The sequence below is a fragment of the Dactylosporangium sp. NPDC048998 genome (assembly GCF_043197855.1).
In the GTDB taxonomy this organism is placed as follows: domain Bacteria; phylum Actinomycetota; class Actinomycetes; order Mycobacteriales; family Micromonosporaceae; genus Dactylosporangium.
Genome location: NZ_JBICTV010000007.1, coordinates 1 through 16,606, shown reverse-complemented (window position 1 = coordinate 16,606; position 16,606 = coordinate 1). Strand labels below are relative to the sequence as shown.

The 16,606-nt window shown below is 73.3% G+C and carries 20 protein-coding genes; 11 read left to right on the top strand and 9 right to left on the bottom strand.

Annotation, left to right across the window (positions count from 1 at the left end; all coding sequences use genetic code 11):
* Positions 1-91 precede the first annotated feature (91 nt).
* Positions 92-829, top strand: a complete 738-nt coding sequence (locus tag ACGFI8_RS18865; RefSeq protein WP_392806444.1) for a class I SAM-dependent DNA methyltransferase — start codon at positions 92-94, stop codon at positions 827-829.
* Positions 830-842: 13 nt separating this feature from the next.
* On the opposite strand, the gene ACGFI8_RS18860 is transcribed toward ACGFI8_RS18865, so the two are convergent.
* Both ACGFI8_RS18860 and ACGFI8_RS18855 read right to left on the bottom strand, forming a co-directional pair.
* Positions 843-4,790: a molybdopterin-dependent oxidoreductase gene (locus ACGFI8_RS18860; protein WP_392806896.1), complete on the bottom strand. Its 3,948-nt coding sequence runs from the start codon at positions 4,788-4,790 to the stop codon at positions 843-845.
* 61 nt (positions 4,791-4,851) lie between these two features.
* The gene (locus ACGFI8_RS18855; protein WP_392806443.1) at positions 4,852-5,247 is read right to left on the bottom strand and encodes a MerR family transcriptional regulator; all 396 of its coding nucleotides are present in this window, start codon (positions 5,245-5,247) and stop codon (positions 4,852-4,854) included.
* A 127-nt stretch (positions 5,248-5,374) separates the two neighbouring features.
* Here ACGFI8_RS18855 and ACGFI8_RS18850 point away from each other — a divergent pair, with 127 nt between their 5' ends.
* Genes ACGFI8_RS18850 through ACGFI8_RS18840 form a run of 3 tightly spaced genes read left to right on the top strand, consistent with a single transcriptional unit; the run spans position 5,375 to position 7,227 of the window.
* Entirely contained in the window at positions 5,375-6,583 is a 1,209-nt protein-coding gene (locus ACGFI8_RS18850) for an anion permease (RefSeq protein ID WP_392806441.1), read from the top strand.
* The gene (locus tag ACGFI8_RS18845; RefSeq protein ID WP_392806440.1) at positions 6,583-6,900 is read left to right on the top strand and encodes a hypothetical protein; all 318 of its coding nucleotides are present in this window, start codon (positions 6,583-6,585) and stop codon (positions 6,898-6,900) included. Before ACGFI8_RS18850 ends, ACGFI8_RS18845 begins: the two co-directional genes overlap by 1 nt.
* A gap of 9 nt (positions 6,901-6,909) precedes the next feature.
* Complete coding sequence (locus ACGFI8_RS18840) at positions 6,910-7,227, top strand: DUF3349 domain-containing protein (RefSeq protein WP_392806439.1); 318 nt, start codon at positions 6,910-6,912, stop codon at positions 7,225-7,227.
* Between the two features lie 31 nt (positions 7,228-7,258).
* On the opposite strand, the gene ACGFI8_RS18835 is transcribed toward ACGFI8_RS18840, so the two are convergent.
* Both ACGFI8_RS18835 and ACGFI8_RS18830 read right to left on the bottom strand, forming a co-directional pair.
* A complete protein-coding gene (locus ACGFI8_RS18835; RefSeq protein ID WP_392806437.1) occupies positions 7,259-8,191 on the bottom strand; it encodes a thaumatin family protein in 933 nt (310 codons plus the stop codon).
* Between the two features lie 51 nt (positions 8,192-8,242).
* A complete protein-coding gene (locus ACGFI8_RS18830) occupies positions 8,243-8,434 on the bottom strand; it encodes a hypothetical protein (protein ID WP_392806435.1) in 192 nt (63 codons plus the stop codon).
* On the opposite strand from ACGFI8_RS18830, the gene ACGFI8_RS18825 reads away from it, so the two are divergent.
* Positions 8,423-8,656: a hypothetical protein gene (locus tag ACGFI8_RS18825; protein WP_392806433.1), complete on the top strand. Its 234-nt coding sequence runs from the start codon at positions 8,423-8,425 to the stop codon at positions 8,654-8,656. The two genes, ACGFI8_RS18830 and ACGFI8_RS18825, sit on opposite strands and share 12 nt — an antisense overlap.
* Positions 8,657-8,678: 22 nt before the next feature.
* On the opposite strand, the gene ACGFI8_RS18820 is transcribed toward ACGFI8_RS18825, so the two are convergent.
* Positions 8,679-9,083, bottom strand: a complete 405-nt coding sequence (locus tag ACGFI8_RS18820) for a VOC family protein (RefSeq protein ID WP_392806431.1) — start codon at positions 9,081-9,083, stop codon at positions 8,679-8,681.
* Positions 9,084-9,145: 62 nt separating this feature from the next.
* Here ACGFI8_RS18820 and ACGFI8_RS18815 point away from each other — a divergent pair, with 62 nt between their 5' ends.
* A complete protein-coding gene (locus tag ACGFI8_RS18815; RefSeq protein ID WP_392806429.1) occupies positions 9,146-10,108 on the top strand; it encodes a helix-turn-helix transcriptional regulator in 963 nt (320 codons plus the stop codon).
* An 11-nt stretch (positions 10,109-10,119) separates the two neighbouring features.
* Positions 10,120-10,971 carry an oxygenase MpaB family protein gene (locus ACGFI8_RS18810; protein WP_392806427.1) on the top strand — a complete coding sequence of 284 codons (852 nt, stop codon included), beginning with the start codon at positions 10,120-10,122 and terminating at the stop codon, positions 10,969-10,971.
* On the opposite strand, the gene ACGFI8_RS18805 is transcribed toward ACGFI8_RS18810, so the two are convergent.
* Positions 10,929-11,483, bottom strand: coding sequence for a GNAT family N-acetyltransferase (locus tag ACGFI8_RS18805; protein WP_392806425.1), 555 nt, complete (start codon positions 11,481-11,483; stop codon positions 10,929-10,931). The two genes, ACGFI8_RS18810 and ACGFI8_RS18805, sit on opposite strands and share 43 nt — an antisense overlap.
* Positions 11,484-11,559: 76 nt before the next feature.
* Here ACGFI8_RS18805 and ACGFI8_RS18800 point away from each other — a divergent pair, with 76 nt between their 5' ends.
* On the top strand, positions 11,560-12,096 hold the full coding sequence (locus ACGFI8_RS18800; RefSeq protein WP_392806424.1) for a GNAT family N-acetyltransferase: 537 nt from the start codon (positions 11,560-11,562) through the stop codon (positions 12,094-12,096).
* A 3-nt stretch (positions 12,097-12,099) separates the two neighbouring features.
* Here the strand turns inward: ACGFI8_RS18800 and ACGFI8_RS18795 are convergent, their stop codons facing one another.
* A complete protein-coding gene (locus ACGFI8_RS18795) occupies positions 12,100-13,437 on the bottom strand; it encodes a condensation domain-containing protein (protein WP_392806422.1) in 1,338 nt (445 codons plus the stop codon).
* A gap of 125 nt (positions 13,438-13,562) precedes the next feature.
* Between ACGFI8_RS18795 and ACGFI8_RS18790 the strand changes: the two genes are divergently transcribed.
* The gene (locus tag ACGFI8_RS18790) at positions 13,563-13,823 is read left to right on the top strand and encodes an acyl-CoA-binding protein (protein WP_392806420.1); all 261 of its coding nucleotides are present in this window, start codon (positions 13,563-13,565) and stop codon (positions 13,821-13,823) included.
* 91 nt (positions 13,824-13,914) lie between these two features.
* Positions 13,915-14,619 carry a DUF899 domain-containing protein gene (locus tag ACGFI8_RS18785; RefSeq protein WP_392806418.1) on the top strand — a complete coding sequence of 235 codons (705 nt, stop codon included), beginning with the start codon at positions 13,915-13,917 and terminating at the stop codon, positions 14,617-14,619.
* 1 nt (position 14,620) lies between these two features.
* Here ACGFI8_RS18785 and ACGFI8_RS18780 read toward each other — a convergent pair whose 3' ends face one another.
* Together ACGFI8_RS18780 and ACGFI8_RS18775 are read right to left on the bottom strand one after the other, a co-directional pair.
* Positions 14,621-15,631, bottom strand: coding sequence for a hypothetical protein (locus ACGFI8_RS18780; protein WP_392806417.1), 1,011 nt, complete (start codon positions 15,629-15,631; stop codon positions 14,621-14,623).
* Entirely contained in the window at positions 15,628-16,134 is a 507-nt protein-coding gene (locus ACGFI8_RS18775) for a SigE family RNA polymerase sigma factor (protein WP_392806416.1), read from the bottom strand. The genes ACGFI8_RS18780 and ACGFI8_RS18775 overlap by 4 nt, the downstream gene beginning before the upstream one ends.
* A gap of 200 nt (positions 16,135-16,334) precedes the next feature.
* Between ACGFI8_RS18775 and ACGFI8_RS18770 the strand changes: the two genes are divergently transcribed.
* On the top strand, positions 16,335-16,606 hold a 272-nt coding region (locus ACGFI8_RS18770), incomplete at its 3' end, for a hypothetical protein (RefSeq protein WP_392806414.1).

Below are 16,606 nucleotides of genomic sequence, written 5' to 3'. Positions count from 1 at the left end.
ATCGGGAAAACATTGCTATATCAGCATCTGCGCATCCTCGGGGCGCCGGAAATCGGTGGACAACCCGCCCGCCGGTGGACAGGGTCGGGTCATGCGACAAGAGGACATCTGGGACGCGGAGATCGCAGCGCAGTACGACACGCCGGGCACCGGGATGTTCGCCGCCGAGGTGGTCGACCCGGCCGTGGACCGCCTCGCCGCGCTCGCGGCGCGCGGCCGGGCGCTCGAGTTCGCGATCGGCACGGGCCGGATCGCGGTGCCGCTCGCCGGGCGCGGGGTGCCGGTGAGCGGCATCGAGCTGTCCCGGCCGATGCTGGAGCGGCTGCGCACGAAGGCGGACGAGGCGACGATCCCGGTCGTGGTCGGTGACATGGCCAGCGCGACCGCCCCGGGCGAGTACACCCTGGTCTACCTGGTCTTCAACACGATCTCCAACCTGCTGACGCAGGCCGAGCAGGTCGCGTGCTTCCGCAACGCGGCACGGCACCTGACGCCGGGCGGCCGGTTCGTGATCGAGCTGGAGGTGCCCGACCTGCGCCGGCTGCCGCCGGGCCAGCAGGCCGTGGTGTTCACCTCCGAGCCCGGGTATCTCGGCCTGGACACGTTCGACGTGCTCAACCAGCACCTCGTCTCGCACCACTTCCGCTTCGACGAGAGCCGCCGGGCCCGGCTCACCCGCAGCCCGCACCGCTACATCTGGCCGGCCGAGATGGACCTCATGGCGCAGTTGGCCGGCCTCGAGCTGGAGTCGCGGCACGCGGACTGGTCGGGCGCGCCGTTCACCGGCGAGTCGCGCTCACACGTCTCCGTCTACCGCCGGCCCGAGTGAGCGTCCAGCTCGGTCAGTAGACGTCGCGGAGGTAGCGCTTCTCGGCGGACAGCTGCTTGACGTACGCGGCGGCGGCGCCCTCGTCCAGGTGGCCGTGGGCGGCGACGATCTCGCGCAGGGCCAGGTCGACGTCCTTGGCCATGCGGGTCGCGTCGCCGCAGACGTAGAAGTACGCGCCGTCCTGCAGCCACGACCACAGCTGGGCGCCGTGCTCGCGCATGCGGTCCTGGACGTACACCTTGGCCCGCTGGTCGCGGGAGAACGCCAGGTCGAGGCGGGTCAGCGTGCCCTGCCGGCGCAGCCGCGCGAGCTCCTCGGCGTGGTAGAAGTCGGTGGCCCGGCGCTGCTCACCGAAGAACAGCCAGCTCGGGCCGCGGGCGCCGCGGGCGTGGCGCTCCTGCAGGAATGCGACGAACGGGGCGACGCCGGTGCCGGGGCCGACCATGATCATGGGGACCGTGTCGTCGGCCGGCGGGCGGAAGTTCGGGGAGCGCTGCAGGAACACGGGCACCGGCGCGTCCGGGGCGGCGTCGGCGAGGAACGTCGAGCACACGCCCTTGCGCGTGCGGCCGCGGCCGTTGCCGAAGCGGACCACGGACACGGTGAGCGAGACCTGGGTGGGTGCCAGCAGTGGCGACGACGAGATGGAGTACTGCCTCGGCTGCAGCCGCGTGAGCAGCGGGACCCACTCGCCGGCCCCGGCCTTCACCGCGTGCTCGGCGATGACGTCGACGGCCTGCCGGCCCCAGGTGTACTTCGCCAGCTCCCCCTGGTTGTCCGGGCGCAGCAGCGCGCGCAGCGGCGAGTCGTGGCCGCGGTCGGCGACGAAGCGCAGCAGGCCGGGCGTGATCCGGGTGATGTCGAGCCGGTGCAGCAGCGCCTCGCGCAGCTCGACCTCGCCGCCGACGTCCACTGTGGACAGCGGGTCGAGGCCGGTCACCTCGAGCCACTCCTCCACCAGGGACGGGCAGTTGCGCGGCCACACGCCGAGGGCGTCGCCGGCCGCGTAGCCGAAGTCCTCGCCGACGTCGAAGGTGAACTGCCGTACCTCCTTCGCCGACCCGGGCAGGCTCAGCAGGCGGTTGCCGCGCAGCGTCGCGGTGACCGTCTCGTCGCGGCCGGAGCGCGGCGTCGCCCGCGGGGCGGCGGGCGCGCGCAGCGCCGCGAGCACCGTGTCCAGCCAGCCGTCAGCGGCCTCGGCGAAGTCGGGCTCGCAGTCGACGCGCGGGGCGAGGCGCACGCCGCCGAGCTCGGTGAGCCGGGCGTCGAGGCGGCGGCCGTGGCCGCAGAAGTCGGCGTAGCTGGAGTCGCCGAGGGCGAGCACGGCGTAGCGGCGCCCGTCGAGGCGCGGCGCGTCGCCCTGCAGCGACTCCCAGAAGGCGGTGCCGTTGTCGGGGGCGTCGCCGTCGCCGAAGGTGCTGGTGATGACGAGCAGGTCGTTGCCGCCGCGCAGCAGTTCCCCGGCGGCGGCCGTCATGGCCCGCACGTTGGCCTGCCAGCCCTCGTCCGCCAGGCGGCGGCCGACGTGGGCGGCGAGCTCCTCGGCGTTGCCGGTCTGCGACGCCCAGAGGATTTCGACGGTACGCACGGATCCGGCCGCCGGCGCCGGCGCGCCCGGCCGGTGGTAGGTGCCCGCGAGGAAGCCGTCGACCCAGGCGGCGCGCCCGGCGTCGAACGGCGCGCCCGGGGGCAGCCGCGGCACCACGCCCGGCGCCGGCGGGCTCGCGGTGAGCGCGTTGAGGAACCCGGCCAGGTACCGCCGCTCGGTCTCGGTCAAGGCGGGCGGGGTGAGGTCGAGCCCGAGTGCGTCCACGGTGGACGGTGGGGCCGCCGGCGCGGCGGAGACCCGGGTGAGGGCGACGGCGCACACCTTCAGCTCCGGCTGGAACGAGATCGGGTCGACGGCGTCGGAGGTGACGGCGTTGACGCTGAGGTACTCGCCGAACAGGTCGTTCCAGTGGAACGGGGCGAAGCAGCTGCCGGGCAGCACCCGGTCGGTGACGGTGGCCGGCAGCACGGCGCGGCCGCGGCGGGAGGCGACTTCGACCCGGTCGCCGCCGGCGATGCCGAGCCGATCCGCGTCCTGCGGGTTGAGCTCGACGAACGGGCCGGGGTTGAGCCGGTTGAGCTTCGCCACCTTCCCGGTCTTCGTCAGCGTGTGCCACTGGTGCTGCAGGCGGCCGGTGTTGAGCAGGAACGGGTAGTCGTCGTCGGGCAGTTCGGCCGGGTCCAGGTGCGGGCGGGGGAAGAACACGGCCCGGCCGCTCGGGGTGGCGAAGGTGAGCCGGGGGCCGGTGCCCTCGTTGCGGTACCGGATCGGGTTGCGGGGCGGCGACCCGGGCGGGGCGGGCCACTGCACCGGGCCTTCGCGGAGCCGCTCGTAGCTGATCCCGCGCAGGTCGTAGCCGGTCTGCGGGTTGTTGAAGCCGCGGATCTCGGCGAAGACGTCCTCGGCGCGCTCGTAGCGGAACGCGTCGCCGTAGCCCATGGCGGCGGCGACCCGCGCGATGATCTCCCAGTCGGCGAGGGCCGCGCCGGGCGGGTCGGCGACCTGGCGTACCAGCGTCAGGTTCCGCTCCGAATTGATCATGACGCCGTCGATCTCGGACCACATGGCGGCGGGCAGGATCACGTCGGCGTAGGCGTTGGTCTCGGTCTCGGCGTACGTGTCCTGGGTGATGACGAGCTCGGCGCGCTCGAGCCCCTCGATGACGGTGCGCCGGTTGCCGACCGAGGCGACCGGGTTGGTGCAGATGATCCAGCAGGCCTTCACCTCGCCGGCGGCCATGCGCTCGAACAGCTCGACGGTGCCCCTGCCGACATCGGTGCGCAGCGTACCGGCGGGCAGGCCCCAGGCGTCCTCGACGAAGTCGCGGTCGGCCTCGACGAGCACCGAGCGCTGGCCGGGCAAGCCGGGCCCCATGTACCCCATCTCCCGGCCGCCCATCGCGTTGGGCTGGCCGGTAAGGGAGAACGGGCCGCTGCCGGGGCGGCAGATCGCGCCGGTGGCGAGGTGGAGGTTGACCAGGGCGTTGGTGTTCCAGGTGCCGTGGGTGCTCTGGTTGAGGCCCATCGTCCAGCAGCTCATCCACTCCCCGGCCGCGGCGATCAGGCCGGCGGCCGCGCGCAGGGATGCTTCGGAGATGCCGGTGGTTTCGGATACGGCGGACGGCGGGTAGCCGGCCAGGAACGGCGGCATCGCCTCCCAGCCCTCGGTGTGCGCGGCGATGAACTCGTCGTCGACGTGGCCGCCCTCGACCAGCAGGTGCAGCAGCCCGTTGAGCAGAGCCAGGTCGGTGCCCGGCCGCACCTGCAGGAACAGGTCGGCCTTCTCGGCGGTGGCGGTGCGGCGCGGGTCGACGACGACGAGCTTCGCGCCGGCCTTGACCCGGTCCATCATGCGCAGGAACAGGATCGGGTGGCAGTCGGCCATGTTGGAGCCGATCACGAGGAACAGGTCGGCGTGGTCGAAGTCGTCGTACGAGCCGGGCGGCCCGTCGGCGCCGAGGGAGAGCTTGTACCCGCTGCCCGCGCTGGCCATGCACAGCCGCGAGTTCGACTCGATCTGGTTGGTGCGCACGAAGCCCTTGGCGAGCTTGTTGGCGAGGTACTGCGCCTCCAGCGTCATCTGCCCGGAGACGTAGAAGGCGACGGCGTCCGGCCCGTGCTCGTCGACGATCGCCCGCAGCCGCGCCGCGGTGTGCGCGATCGCCGCGTCGACCCCGGTCTCCACCGCTCGGCCGCCGCGCTCGGCCCGCACCAGGGCGGCGCCCAGGCGCCCCTTGCCGGCGAGCATCTCGGCGCTGGTCGCGCCCTTGGTGCACAGCCGCCCGGCGTTGGCCGGGTGATCCTTGTCGCCGTGCACCTTGAGCACGCGGCGCCGGCCGTCGGGGTCCGTCGCCACGTCGAGGACCATGCCGCAGCCGACCCCGCAGTACGAACAGACCGAGCGGGTCCGCATCACGGCGACGACGGTACAAACGGTCAGTTACGCGCGTGTCACGCCGATCTCGCTCCGCGAATTACGCCGATCCCACAACATCACGCCCGCGGATGTGAGCCCCCGGCGGTTCGCGGTACCACCGGATCTTCTCCCGGATCCGCTCCTGCTCGTCGCGCAGGGCGGCGATCTTGAGCTCGAGCTCGCGGTCGTGCTCCTCGAGCAGCTCGGCGCGCTCGGCGAAGGTGGCGTCGCCGTCGCGGGCGAGCTCGGCGTAGCGCAGCATGCGCGCGATCGGCATGCCGGTGTCGCGCAGGCAGCGCAGGATCCCCAGCCAGGCCAGGTCGTCGTCGGTGAAGACGCGCTGGCCCCCGGCGTTGCGCTCGACGCTGTCGAGCAGGCCGATCCGCTCGTAGTAGCGCAGCGTGTCCAGGCTGAACCCGGTCTTCTCGACGGCTTCCCGCGGGGTGTACGGCATGCCACAGTTGTACCGGTAAAGCCGGACTCCCCGCGACCCCGTTCCCCGATGTCAGGTGGCCGACGGCCACTGCTCACATCCGTCGTCTGCGCTGCGGCGCCCCTCGGGGACGCGCGACGATCGGGGCGTGACTGAAACCACCGCGGTGCTCGTCCTGGTGATCGTGATCGCGCTCGGGTTCGACTTCACCAACGGCTTCCACGACACGGCCAACGCGATGGCCACCTCCATCGCGACCAACGCGCTGCGGCCCAGGGTCGCCGTCCTGCTGTCGGGCATCCTGAACCTCGTCGGGGCGTTCCTCTCGGTCGAGGTCGCGCTCACGGTGACGAACGCCGTCGTGAAGATCCAGAACTCCAACGGCACACCCAAGGCGCAACTGCTCGACGGTGGCGGCTTCGCCCTCCTGCTCATCGTCCTGGCCGGCCTCGTCGGCGGGATCGTGTGGAACCTGCTGACCTGGCTGCTGGGCCTGCCCTCGAGCTCCTCGCACGCGCTCTTCGGCGGGCTGATCGGCGCCACCATCGCCGGGCTGGGCTGGGCCGGGGTCAACTGGAACGGCAACGGCACCAAGCTCGACGGCCTCGTCGGCAAGGTGCTGCTGCCCGCGGTCATGTCCCCCGTGATCGCCGCGATCGTCGCCGCGGCGGGCACCTGGCTGATCTACAAGGTCACCATCGGCGTGGCGCGGCGGTTCACCGACAACGGCTTCCGCTGGGGCCAGATCGGGTCCGCGTCGCTGGTGTCGCTGGCCCACGGTACCAACGACGCCCAGAAGACGATGGGCGTGATCACCCTGGCGCTGATCGCGACCGGCAACTGGACCGACACCAAGAACATCCCCTTCTGGGTGAAGGCGGCATGCGCGCTGGCCATCGCGCTGGGGACGTACCTCGGCGGCTGGCGCATCATCCGGACGCTGGGCAAGGGCCTGGTGGAGATCGCGCCGCCGCAGGGCCTGGCCGCCGAGTCGGCCTCGGCCGCGGTCATCCTGGTCTCCAGCCACCTCGGCTTCGCCCTGTCGACCACGCACGTGGTCACGGGCTCCATCCTCGGTACCGGCCTGGGCAGGCCCGGCGCGATCGTGCGCTGGCCGGTGGCCGGCCGGATGGTCCTCGCCTGGCTCATCACGCTGCCGGCGGCGGCGGTCGTCGGCGGGATCATGTGGTGGATCGGCCACGTCATCGGCGGCCTCGCCGGCGCGATCGTGGTCTTCCTGGTCCTGCTCGCCCTGGCCGCGTACATGTACCGCCACTCGCGCAAGGCCCCGGTCGACCACAACAACGTTAACGACGAGTGGGGCACCACTCCCGAACTGGCCGAGGCGGTCCGCTGATGGTCCACAACCTGCGATTCGCCCTGCAGTCCGCCTGGCGGGTGCTGCTCGTCGGCCTGCTCCTCGGCGCCGGCCTGCCCACCCTGTTCGCGCTCGGCGTGCGCTCGCTCGCCTGGGGCGCCGGCGGCGACGCCGAGGGGCACGAGTCCGGCACGGCCGGCCCGAAGGCGCAGCCGATCGGCACCGTGCTCGGCTGGGCCTGCTTCGTCGTGGTGCTGCTCGGCGTGGCGCTGGGCATCACGTACATCGTCGCGAGCGGGTTCGGCAAGGCGCTGAGCTTCGAGCACGTCTTCCCGACGATCGTCGGCAAGCGGTAGGGGGAGGCCGTGGGCGAGTCCCGTTCCAACTTCCTCAGCCGCAGCATCGACTGGCTGCGCGCCGGCTACCCCTCCGGCGTGCCCCGGCAGGACTACGTCGCCCTCCTCGGCCTGCTGCGCCGCAAGCTCACCGAGGACGAGATCCGCAAGATCGCCCGGGACCTGGCCGACCAGTCGCAACGCACAGCCGACCCCATCACCACCGACGACATCGAAGAGATGATCAACGATTCGGTACTGCAGGAGGCGAGCCCCGAGGACATCGCGCGCGTCTCGGCCCACCTCGCCGCCGGCGGCTGGCCCCTCGCCGACCCGCCGGCCGACTGACCCGCGACCCGGCCCCTCAACCACCGCCGGCTCACCGCGTCACCCCGAAGGTGATCCGGTAGCTGCAACCGCCCTTGCAGGCCATCGTGGCCGAGTCGTCGAAGGCGTACGAGTAGGCGTAGGGCTCGGCGCGCTTGAACACCTGCGTGTAGTCCACCGGCCACTTCGCCGGAACGCAGTGCGCGCGGCCGGCCCAGTCGCCGCGGCAGCAGTACGTGTCGCCGCCGAACGCCGCGCACGGGTTCTTGCACGCCCCGCCGCCGGCCTGCATCTGCTGCGGGCAGTCGACCGGCCTGGTGCAGCCCGCGGCGACGCAGCCGTTCGACGAGACCGGGTCCTTGCCGGTGGCGTGGCCGACATTGATCCACATCGGCAGGTTCGCGCCGTCGACCATGCTGACGTCGTAGAAGTCCATGCCGCCCCAGGCGGCGAGGGCGAACTCGGCCAGGGTGGCAGGCGTCGCGCCGCTGCCGGCGCACTGGAAGCGCCCGCCGCAGTCGCCGGTCTGGCAGTGCCCGGCGCCGGAGGCGTCGAACGAGCAGCCGGTGCGCCCCCAGAACCGCCCGCCCCAGCCGCTGGGCACGACGACCGTCACGCTCTGCCCAGAATCGAGCACCCATCCGGTGGCGGCGAGCGGGTGCGCCTTGTCGGGCGTGGCCGCGGCCCAGATCCGCTGCCCGAGCTCGTTGACGAGGGTCACGGTCCGGGCGCCGACGGGCACGCTCGGCGAGCGCGACCCGCTCGCGGCCGGCGAGGCCGCGGCGAGCCGGCCGACGCCGTCCCCCGGCACCGGCGGCGGGGCGGGCGATGACGTGGTGGCCGGGTCGGACAGGGCGGACGATCCGGGCGATGCGCCGGCCGTGGGTGCGGCCGAACCGCGGGTCAGCGCGAACGTGACCAGCGCCGCAGCCACGATGACGAGCGCGGCGCCCGCGCCGGCGAGGGCGCGCCGAGAGATGTGCATGCCCAGGAGACGTCCCGCCGGCCCGGCGATAACGGTTTTCGGCTCGCCCGGTCAGCCGCCGCGGACGATCTCCTCGTTGGCGGCGTTGAGGCGGCCGAGGAAGTCGGCGATGAGGGCCAGCTCGGCGTCGTCGTAGCGCTCCAGGATCGCCGCCGAGGACGTCGCCAGCGGCGAGAACAGCTCCGCGGTGCGGGCCTCGTGCTCGCCGGTGGAGACGACGAAGACGCGCTGGTGCTCGTGCACTCCAGCGGCGCGGTGCTCTTCCCCGGCGAGGACGAGCGCGCGGTGCCGCCGAACGGCCTGCTCACGTTCGTCGCGGTGCGCCGGCCGGAGGGCTGGCGGCTCGCCGCGTTCAACAACACCCCGACCGGCCGGGCACGCGACGCCCGGTTCCTGCTGCGCTACCTGCGCTCCCGGGTCGGCGCGTTCCGCCCGGGGAGGCGCCGCGACGCCGCCCGGCCATGAGTCACCGTCCGGCACCTGACGGTCATGACGGGTTTGGCGCGGCCAGCATCTCGACGTAGTGCGGGTTGTACATCACGCCGAGCAGGTTGCCGAACGGGTCGACGACCGTGGCGGTGACGAAGCCGTGGCCGCGGTCCCGCACCGGCTCGTGCGGCGTGGCACCGAGCTCCAGCAGCCGGGCGAGCTCGGCCTCGACGTCGTCGACGTGCCAGTAGAGGACGGCGCCGACCGGGCCGGTCGGGGTGCCGGCGGGGCGGAAGCGCGCGTCGATCAGGCCGAGCTCGGCCTGATGGTCGCCGAGGCGCCACTCGGCGTAGCCGTCGCGCAGGAAGTACGGCTCGGCGCCGATGACCCGCGTGTACCAGGCGCGGGCGGCCGCCCAGTCGGCGGCGAAGTAGTTGACGGTGGCCATGCCGCGAAGTGTCATGCCGGCAACGATAGGAGGGGTTGCGGAAGATGAGCTTCCTAAACTCCGCCTAGGATCGGCGAATGCTGGAGACCTCGGTACGGCTGCTGCGGTTGCTCTCGCTGCTGCAGCAGCGGCGGGAGTGGGCGGGTGCGGAGCTGGCCGCGCGACTGGAGGTGACGACGCGCACCGTGCGCAGCGACGTGGACCGGCTGCGGCAGCTGGGGTACCACGTGAACTCGGCGACCGGCCCCGGAAGCGGCTACCGGCTCGGACCCGGCAGCGCGCTGCCGCCCCTCGTCCTCGACGACGACGAGGCCGTCGCGGTCGCGGTGGGGCTGCGGGCGGCCGCGGCGGGCAGCGTCGCCGGGATCGAGGACGCGTCGCTGCGGGCGCTGACCAAGCTCGAACGGACGCTGCCGGGCCGGCTGCGACCGCGGGTCGACGCGCTCAGGTCCGCGATCGTGTCGGCGGCCGGCGGCGGCCCGACCGTCGACCTCGACACCCTCACGCGCATCGCGGGCGCGGCGCACGGGTGCGAGCGGCTGCGGTTCACCTACGCCGCGCACGGCGGCGAGGCCAGCGTGCGCGACGTCGAGCCGCACACCCTCGTCTACACGGGCCGCCGCTGGTACCTGCTGGCCTGGGACACCGACCGCCGGGACTGGCGCACGTTCCGGGCCGATCGGATCACGTCGCTGCCGGCGGACGCCCCGGCCCCCCGGTTCGTACGGCGGGAGCCGCCGGGCGGTGACGCCGCCGCGCATGTGCTGCGGGGCGTGACGGCGGCCCCGTTCCGCTACCGGGCGCGGATCCGCTTCGCCGCGCCGGCCGCGGTGATCGCCGAGCGCAGCACCCCGACGTCGGGCCGGATCACCGAGCTCGACGACGGCGGGTGCGAGCTGGCGACCGGCACCGACTCGCTGCACGACCTGGTGACGTATCTGGGCAAGTTCGAGGTGCCGTTCACCGTCCTGGAGCCGCCCGAGCTGCGCGACTTCCTCCGCTCGCTCGCCGGCCGCTTCCTCGACGCCGCGCTTTCGTAGACTGCGTCCCCATGCGGGGACGATTCGACAACCTTCACCGTATCCAACGGCTCGATCCGGAGCGCGACCACCTTCAGATCCACCGGCTGACGCTGTGCGAGGAGTTCCCCTGGGACATGCGCCTGGCGTTCAACCTGGCCTTCAACCGCTCGTTCGCGCTGCCCCGCGTCGCGCGGCTGCTGGTGGAGACCGGCGAGATCCTGCGCAGCCCGCGCAAGCGCGCCGACGACACCGGCATCATCATGTACGAGATCCTGCTCAACGGCGTCGACCACCCCCGCGGCCGCCTGGCGCTGCGCCGCCTGAACGAGGCCCACCGCCGCTTCGAACTCGACAACGGCGACAGCGTCTACGTCCTCGCCGCGCTGGTCGTCATCCCGATGCGGTGGCTGCAACGGTACGGCTGGAGGCCCGCCGCCGCCCACGAGCGCGAGGCCGCCGCCGTGTTCTACCGCGAGGTGGGCCGGCGGATCGGCGTGCGCGACATCCCGGCCGGCTACGCGGCGTTCGCCGAGTTCTTCGACGCCTACGAGCGCGAGCACCTGCACCACACCCCCGAGGCGGAGCGGATCGAGCGCGCCACCCGCGACCTGCTGCGCGGGCGCATCCCCGGCCCGCTGCGCGGCGCCGCCGACGCGCTCATCGGCGCGCTGTACGACGAGCCGCTGCGCGCCGCGTACGCCGTCCCGCGCCCGCCGCTGTGGGCCCGCGCCGGCCTGCACCTGGCGCTGCGCACCCGGGCGCGGCTGCTGCGCCTCGCCCGCCCGCGCCGCGTCCCGCTGTTCGCCGGCGGCGTCGTGGCGAAGACGTACCCCGACGGCTACGACCTCGAGACGCTCGGCCCCGGGCGGTCGATGCGGTAGACGTGGTGGCGGCGGTCGTCGATCGGGTTGTCGGGCTCGATCTCGCCGCTGGCCACGCGGCGCAGGCCGGCCTTCTCCAGGGCCCGCCAGGAAGGGATGTTGTCCGCGTGCACCGCGACCATCACGCACTGCGCGTCGCCGTGCTCGGCCCAGACGTGCTCGATCGCGGAGCGGATCATCGCCGGGCCGAGGCCGCGCCCCACGTCGGCGGGGTCGCCGATGAGGTAGTCGATCGCCACGGCCCGCGGCGGCACGTCGGTCAGCGGCGCCAGGTCGGCGAGGTACTCGGGGTAGTCGTGCACGAACGAGCGCTGCAGCAGCCCGAGCGGCGCGCCGTCGAGGAAGGACAGCAGGTCCTCGTTCGGCTCCTCGCGGCGCGCGGACGGGCCGAAGTCGCGCGCCACCGCCTCGGGCGAGGTCTCGTGGTTCCACCAGCGGGCCACGTGCGGCTCCGCCAGCCAGCGCGCCAGCAGCGGGAAGTCCTCGGGGGTGACGTGCCGCCAGGTCATCATGCCGCCGACGGTAGCCGCGCCCGCGCGAGCGGGTCCACGGGTTTCCCGCGGCCGCGATGCCGGTAAGATCCCGATGATGCGGGAACTGACCTCCGAGCGGCTGCTGCTGCGCGAGTGGCGCGACGACGACGCCGGGTTCGTGCTCGACATGTGCTCACGCTGGGAGGTGCAGCGCTACCTCGGCGCCGCGCCGCGGCTGCTCGCCGACCGCGACGAAGCCCTGGCCACCATCGCCCGCTGGCGCGGGCACGACGACGGGCTGCACGGCGTGTGGGCGATCGAGGACCGCGCCGACGGCCGCCCGCTCGGCACGTTGCTGCTCATCGGCATCCTCGCCTCCGGCGAGGAGCGGCCGCTGCGGCCGTCCGGGGAGACCGAGATCGGGTGGCACCTGCACCCCGACGCCTGGGGTCACGGATACGCGACCGAGGCCGCCGGGGTGGTCCTGCGCCACGCCTTCGCGTCGGGCCTCGGCCGGGTGCTGGCGGTGACCTACCCCGAGAACACCGCCTCGCAGGCGGTCTGCGCCCGGCTCGGCATGCGCCACGAGGGGCGCACCGACCGGTACTACAACCTGACCTGCGAACTGTTCAGCATCAACGCGGCGGCGTAGCCGCTACGGCGCGGCGACGCCGGTCGGGGCGTCCGGGTCCAGCGCGGCCTCGACGGCCACCGCCTCGAGGCCGCGCAGCAGCGCCTCCGCGTCGCCGGGCGCGACGACGTGCGTGTCCATGAACACGATCGCCTGCGTCGCGCCGGTCACCTCGTCGACGTGCACGATCAGCGGTTCGAACGGCACGTCCTGCCGCGTGGTCCACACGAACTCGCCGCCGCCCGCGGCCGCGGCCACCTCGGCCGTCGACGGCACCGGCGCGCCGGCCGTGGCCGCGTCGTCGCGGCGGTCGTTGAAGTAGCACGGCAGCTGCAGGCCGGGCCGCTCGCCGGCCACCCGGGCGACCAGGTCGTCGAGGGCGGCCGGGTCGTAGTACGCGTGCTTGTAGGTGCTCAGCGCCGAGCGCCGGGCCCGGTCGAACGCCTCGGCGAACGAGATGCCGGCGACGTCCAGGCGGCACAGGCCGTACTGCGCGAGCATGCACACGACGCGGTCCAGGCCCGGCCGGAACCGGTTGTTCACCATGGGCCGGACCACCACCGGGTCCGGTCCGGTCACCCGGGCCAGGGCGACGGCGAACACGGCCAGCAGCACGGGCGCGGACGCGACCCCGGTCCGGGCCGTGATCGAGCGCAGCGCGAGGCTCAGCGCCGGCGAGCGGAACTCGCCGCGCCAGTGCCGCGGGGAGCGCTGGTCGGCCGACTCGGGGTACCGCCGCAGCGGCATCTCGCGCAGGATCGACTCCCAGTGGCGCAGCGCCATGCCGTTGTGCCGCGCACCGCCCGGCGAGGCCTGCCAGCGCGCCTGCTCCAGCGGCTGCAGGTCGGGAACCGGCGTCTCCGGCCGCTTGTCCAGCTCCTCCAGCAGCACCTGGGCGCCGAAGCCGTCGGTGACCAGGTGGCACATGACGGCGACGAGGTGGGTGAGCTCGCCGTCGTGGCGCACGACCGCCATGCGGACCGGCCAGTCGCGCTCGAAGTCGTACGGCGCGTCCTGCAGCCGCAGCCGCAGCTCCTCGGCCAGCTCCGCGGGGTCCTGTCCTCCGGCGTCCACGACGTCCAGCGCGATCTCGCCCGCGCTGGAGACCACCTGGCGCGGGCCGCCGGCGCCGAGGATCAGCCGGGTGCGCGCCGTCGGGAAGCGGCTCATGAGGTACCGCAGCCGATCCGCCACGTCGTCCAGCGTCGTGCCCGGCGGCAGCGGCCCCCAGGCTCCGTTGGGCAGCCACGACTCCTGCCGCACCATCGCGTGCCAGATGTCCTGCTGCCCCCACGACAGCGCGCCCTCGCCCGCACCGTCGCCCGCGAACGCCACCATGATCCGGTCATGCACGTCGATCATCCCCGCCCTCGTCGGTTGCCGGCGTGGGCCGATGCTACTGCCCAGCGGATCTTGGTCACATCGGTTCGGCGACCGATTTTCTTCCGCTGCATCCGGCCCCGCGCCCGGCCCGATAGGCTGCCTGCATGTCCGTGACCGAAGAGTTCGAGCAGGCCCAGATCGACGTCAAGCAGCTCGACCGGCGCCCCGGCAACGACGTGCTCCTGCAGCTGTACGCGCTGTACAAGCAGGGCACCAACGGCGACGTGAGCGGCGGCCGGCCCGGCGTGTTCGACCTCGTGGGCCGCTCCAAGTACGACGCCTGGAAGGCGCTGGCCGGCACCGCGCAGACCGACGCCCAGCAGCGCTACGTCGACCTGGTCCGGCAGCTGCGGGCCGCCGAGTAGCCAATTTCCGGCTGCGGAAGCGTCGAATTCGGGGGTATCCGTCGGTCGTACCTGTGGAAGAAGTACCACCGACACGAGGAGGCCGACAGGCATGACGCTTCCGGAGATCGTCAGCCGGGACGAGTGGCTCGCCGCCCGGCGGGCGCTGCTGCAGGAGGAGAAGGAGGCGCGGCGGCGGCTGGACCGCATCAACGCGGACCGGCGGCGCCTGCCCATGGTGCGCATCGACAAGCCGTACCGCTTCCAGGGGTCGTCCGGCGAGGTGAGGCTCGGCGACCTGTTCGAGTGGCGGCCGCAGCTGATCGTGCAGCACGTGATGTTCGACCCGGGCTGGGACGACGCGTGCCCGAGCTGCACGGCGTCGGTCGACGAGATCGCCCCGGCGCTGCTGCGGCACCTGGCCAACCGCAGCACCACGTTCGCGCTGGTGTCCCGCGCACCGTACGTCAAGATCGCCGACTACCGCGAACGGCGGGGCTGGCGGATCCCGTGGTACTCGTCCTACGGCGACGACTTCAACTTCGACTTCGACGTGTCGTTCGACGAGGCGGTCAAGCCGCCGGTGTACAACTACCGGTCGCTGCCGATGGTGGAGTCGCCGGAGTTGCCGGGCTTCAGCTGCTTCCTGGCCGACGGCGGCGAGATCTACCACACGTACTCGACGTACGCCCGCGGCACCGACTTCGGCGGTGCCTACGCGCTGCTGGACCTGACCGCGCTCGGCCGGCAGGAGCAGTGGGAGGAGCCCAAGGGCCGCGTCGAGCACCCCCGCGAGGCCCTGCCCGACTTCGCCTGAGTCACCCCACCGCGCGCCTGGGCCAGGTCGACGGGTCGTCGAGGTTGGTGCTCGGCGTCAGGCGCGCGGTGTACCAGGCGGCCTCCTCCGGCGTGAACCAGTCGGCCGGCCGCGTCTGGAGGTCGGTCACGTACAGCTGGTACGGGCCGAAGGCGAGCACCCACAGGCCGGCCTGGGACTGCCCGTCGCCGTCGCGCCACTGCGCCGGGTAGCCGGCCACGGTGCGGTCGGGGCGGAACGACGGGCTGGCCGCCGGTTGGGCGTTGGCCCAGATGTACACGACGTGGCCGTCGGCGCGGCGGATGGTCAGGCCCGAGCTCACCCACGCGGTGGCGGGGCCGCTCCCGCCCGCCTGGCCGCCGCGGCGGATCCTGGTCTGGCACTCCGTCCACGACGCGCCCTCCGGCAGTTCGGCGAGGCGCAGCGGCATCACGCAGCGCTGGACCTCGTCCAGGCGTACCGCCGAAACCACCTTCGGCAGCAGGTCGCGCTGCTCCCAGTCCACCGACGTCACGCCGTACACGTTGCCGGACTGCCAGCGCAACGCGCGGGTCGATCCGCCGTCGAACCTGGTCATCCACCCGTCGGCGGTGAGACTCTCGACGCCGAGCGCGACGATGAAGACCGGATGCTCGCCGGCGTCGAGGGCGACGACACTCTCGTACCCCTCGCCCGAAACCCACTCGGTCGCCGCGACCCGGTCGGCCAGCGGCGCCGGGATGCGGCTCAGGTCGACGTCGAAGTGCAGCAGGGCCCGGTCGCTGCCGATGCCCCCGGGCGGCGCCGCGGGCTCCGGGGGCAGCGAGGTCGCGGCCGGGGCACCGCCGCCGGTCGGGTCCAGCGCGAAGAGGCCCAGGGCGAGGATCGCGGCGGCGGCGGTACCGAGGAGGCGCCGACGGCGGCGGATGCCCCTGGCCCGCCGGACCGCGCGCTCGTGCAGGTGCTCGACCGGGAACGGCCGGTCGACGCGCTCGGCCAGGGTGGCGCTCACCCGGCTCTCAAGGTCGGTCATGGCGTCGCTCCCTCCGTGTAGTCGCCGCGCAACCGGTGCAGGGCGCGCATCGCGTGCGTGCGCACCGTGGTCGCGGAGCAGTCGAGAATCCGGGCGATGGTGGCGTCGTCGAGGTCCTCGTAGTACCGCAGGACCACGACGGCACGCTGCTGGTCGGGCAGGGCACGGATGAGCCGCCACAGCGCGTCGCGCTCGGCCGCCTCGGCGTCCAGCCGGCCCGGCGCGGGCGGGTCGGCGTCGATCGCGGCCGGCAGCTCGCGGTTGGCGCGCCGCCGCCACCAGGAGCGCGACGCGTTGAGCACGAGCCGGCGCAGGTACACGTCCGGGTCGTCCGACCGGCGGATGCGCGACCAGCGCAGGTACGCCTTCGTCAGCGCGTCCTGCACGAGGTCCTCGGCCCGGTGGTCGTCGCCGGTCAGCAGCGCGGCGAAGCGCACCAGGGCCGGGCCGCGCGCCGCGACGTACTCCTCGAACGTCGCCGGCGCCGGCGGGACCTCCGTCATCAACAGGCTCCCTCTGTCCGGCACACCACACAGAGTCCCCGGCGGCGCCCGGCCGTTGACACGCGTGCGGAGAAATTCCGTGCCGGTCCCCGCGAGGACCCCGTCCGGCGCTGGCACGTTTCCGGGATTCGAGCGGGCCCGCGCCCCCGTACCGTTCTTGTCAACGGCAACACAGCCTTCCAGGACCAGGGGGAAACGACATGAGCGACATCGACACCGGCGGGTACGACGGCGGCCACGACACCGACTACGGCCACTACGAGGCCGGCCAGGAGCACGACGCCCTCGACCAGCTGCACCAGGCCCACGGCTCCGAGGCCGACTACGGCAACCAGTTCGGGCAGTACGAGCAGGACCACCACGCCGCCGAGTCCACCGACTTCTCGCAGGGCCACCACGTCGAGTACGACCAGCCGGCCGCCGTGCACTACGAGGCCGACGACTACACCAACTACAGCCACAACGCCGAGGT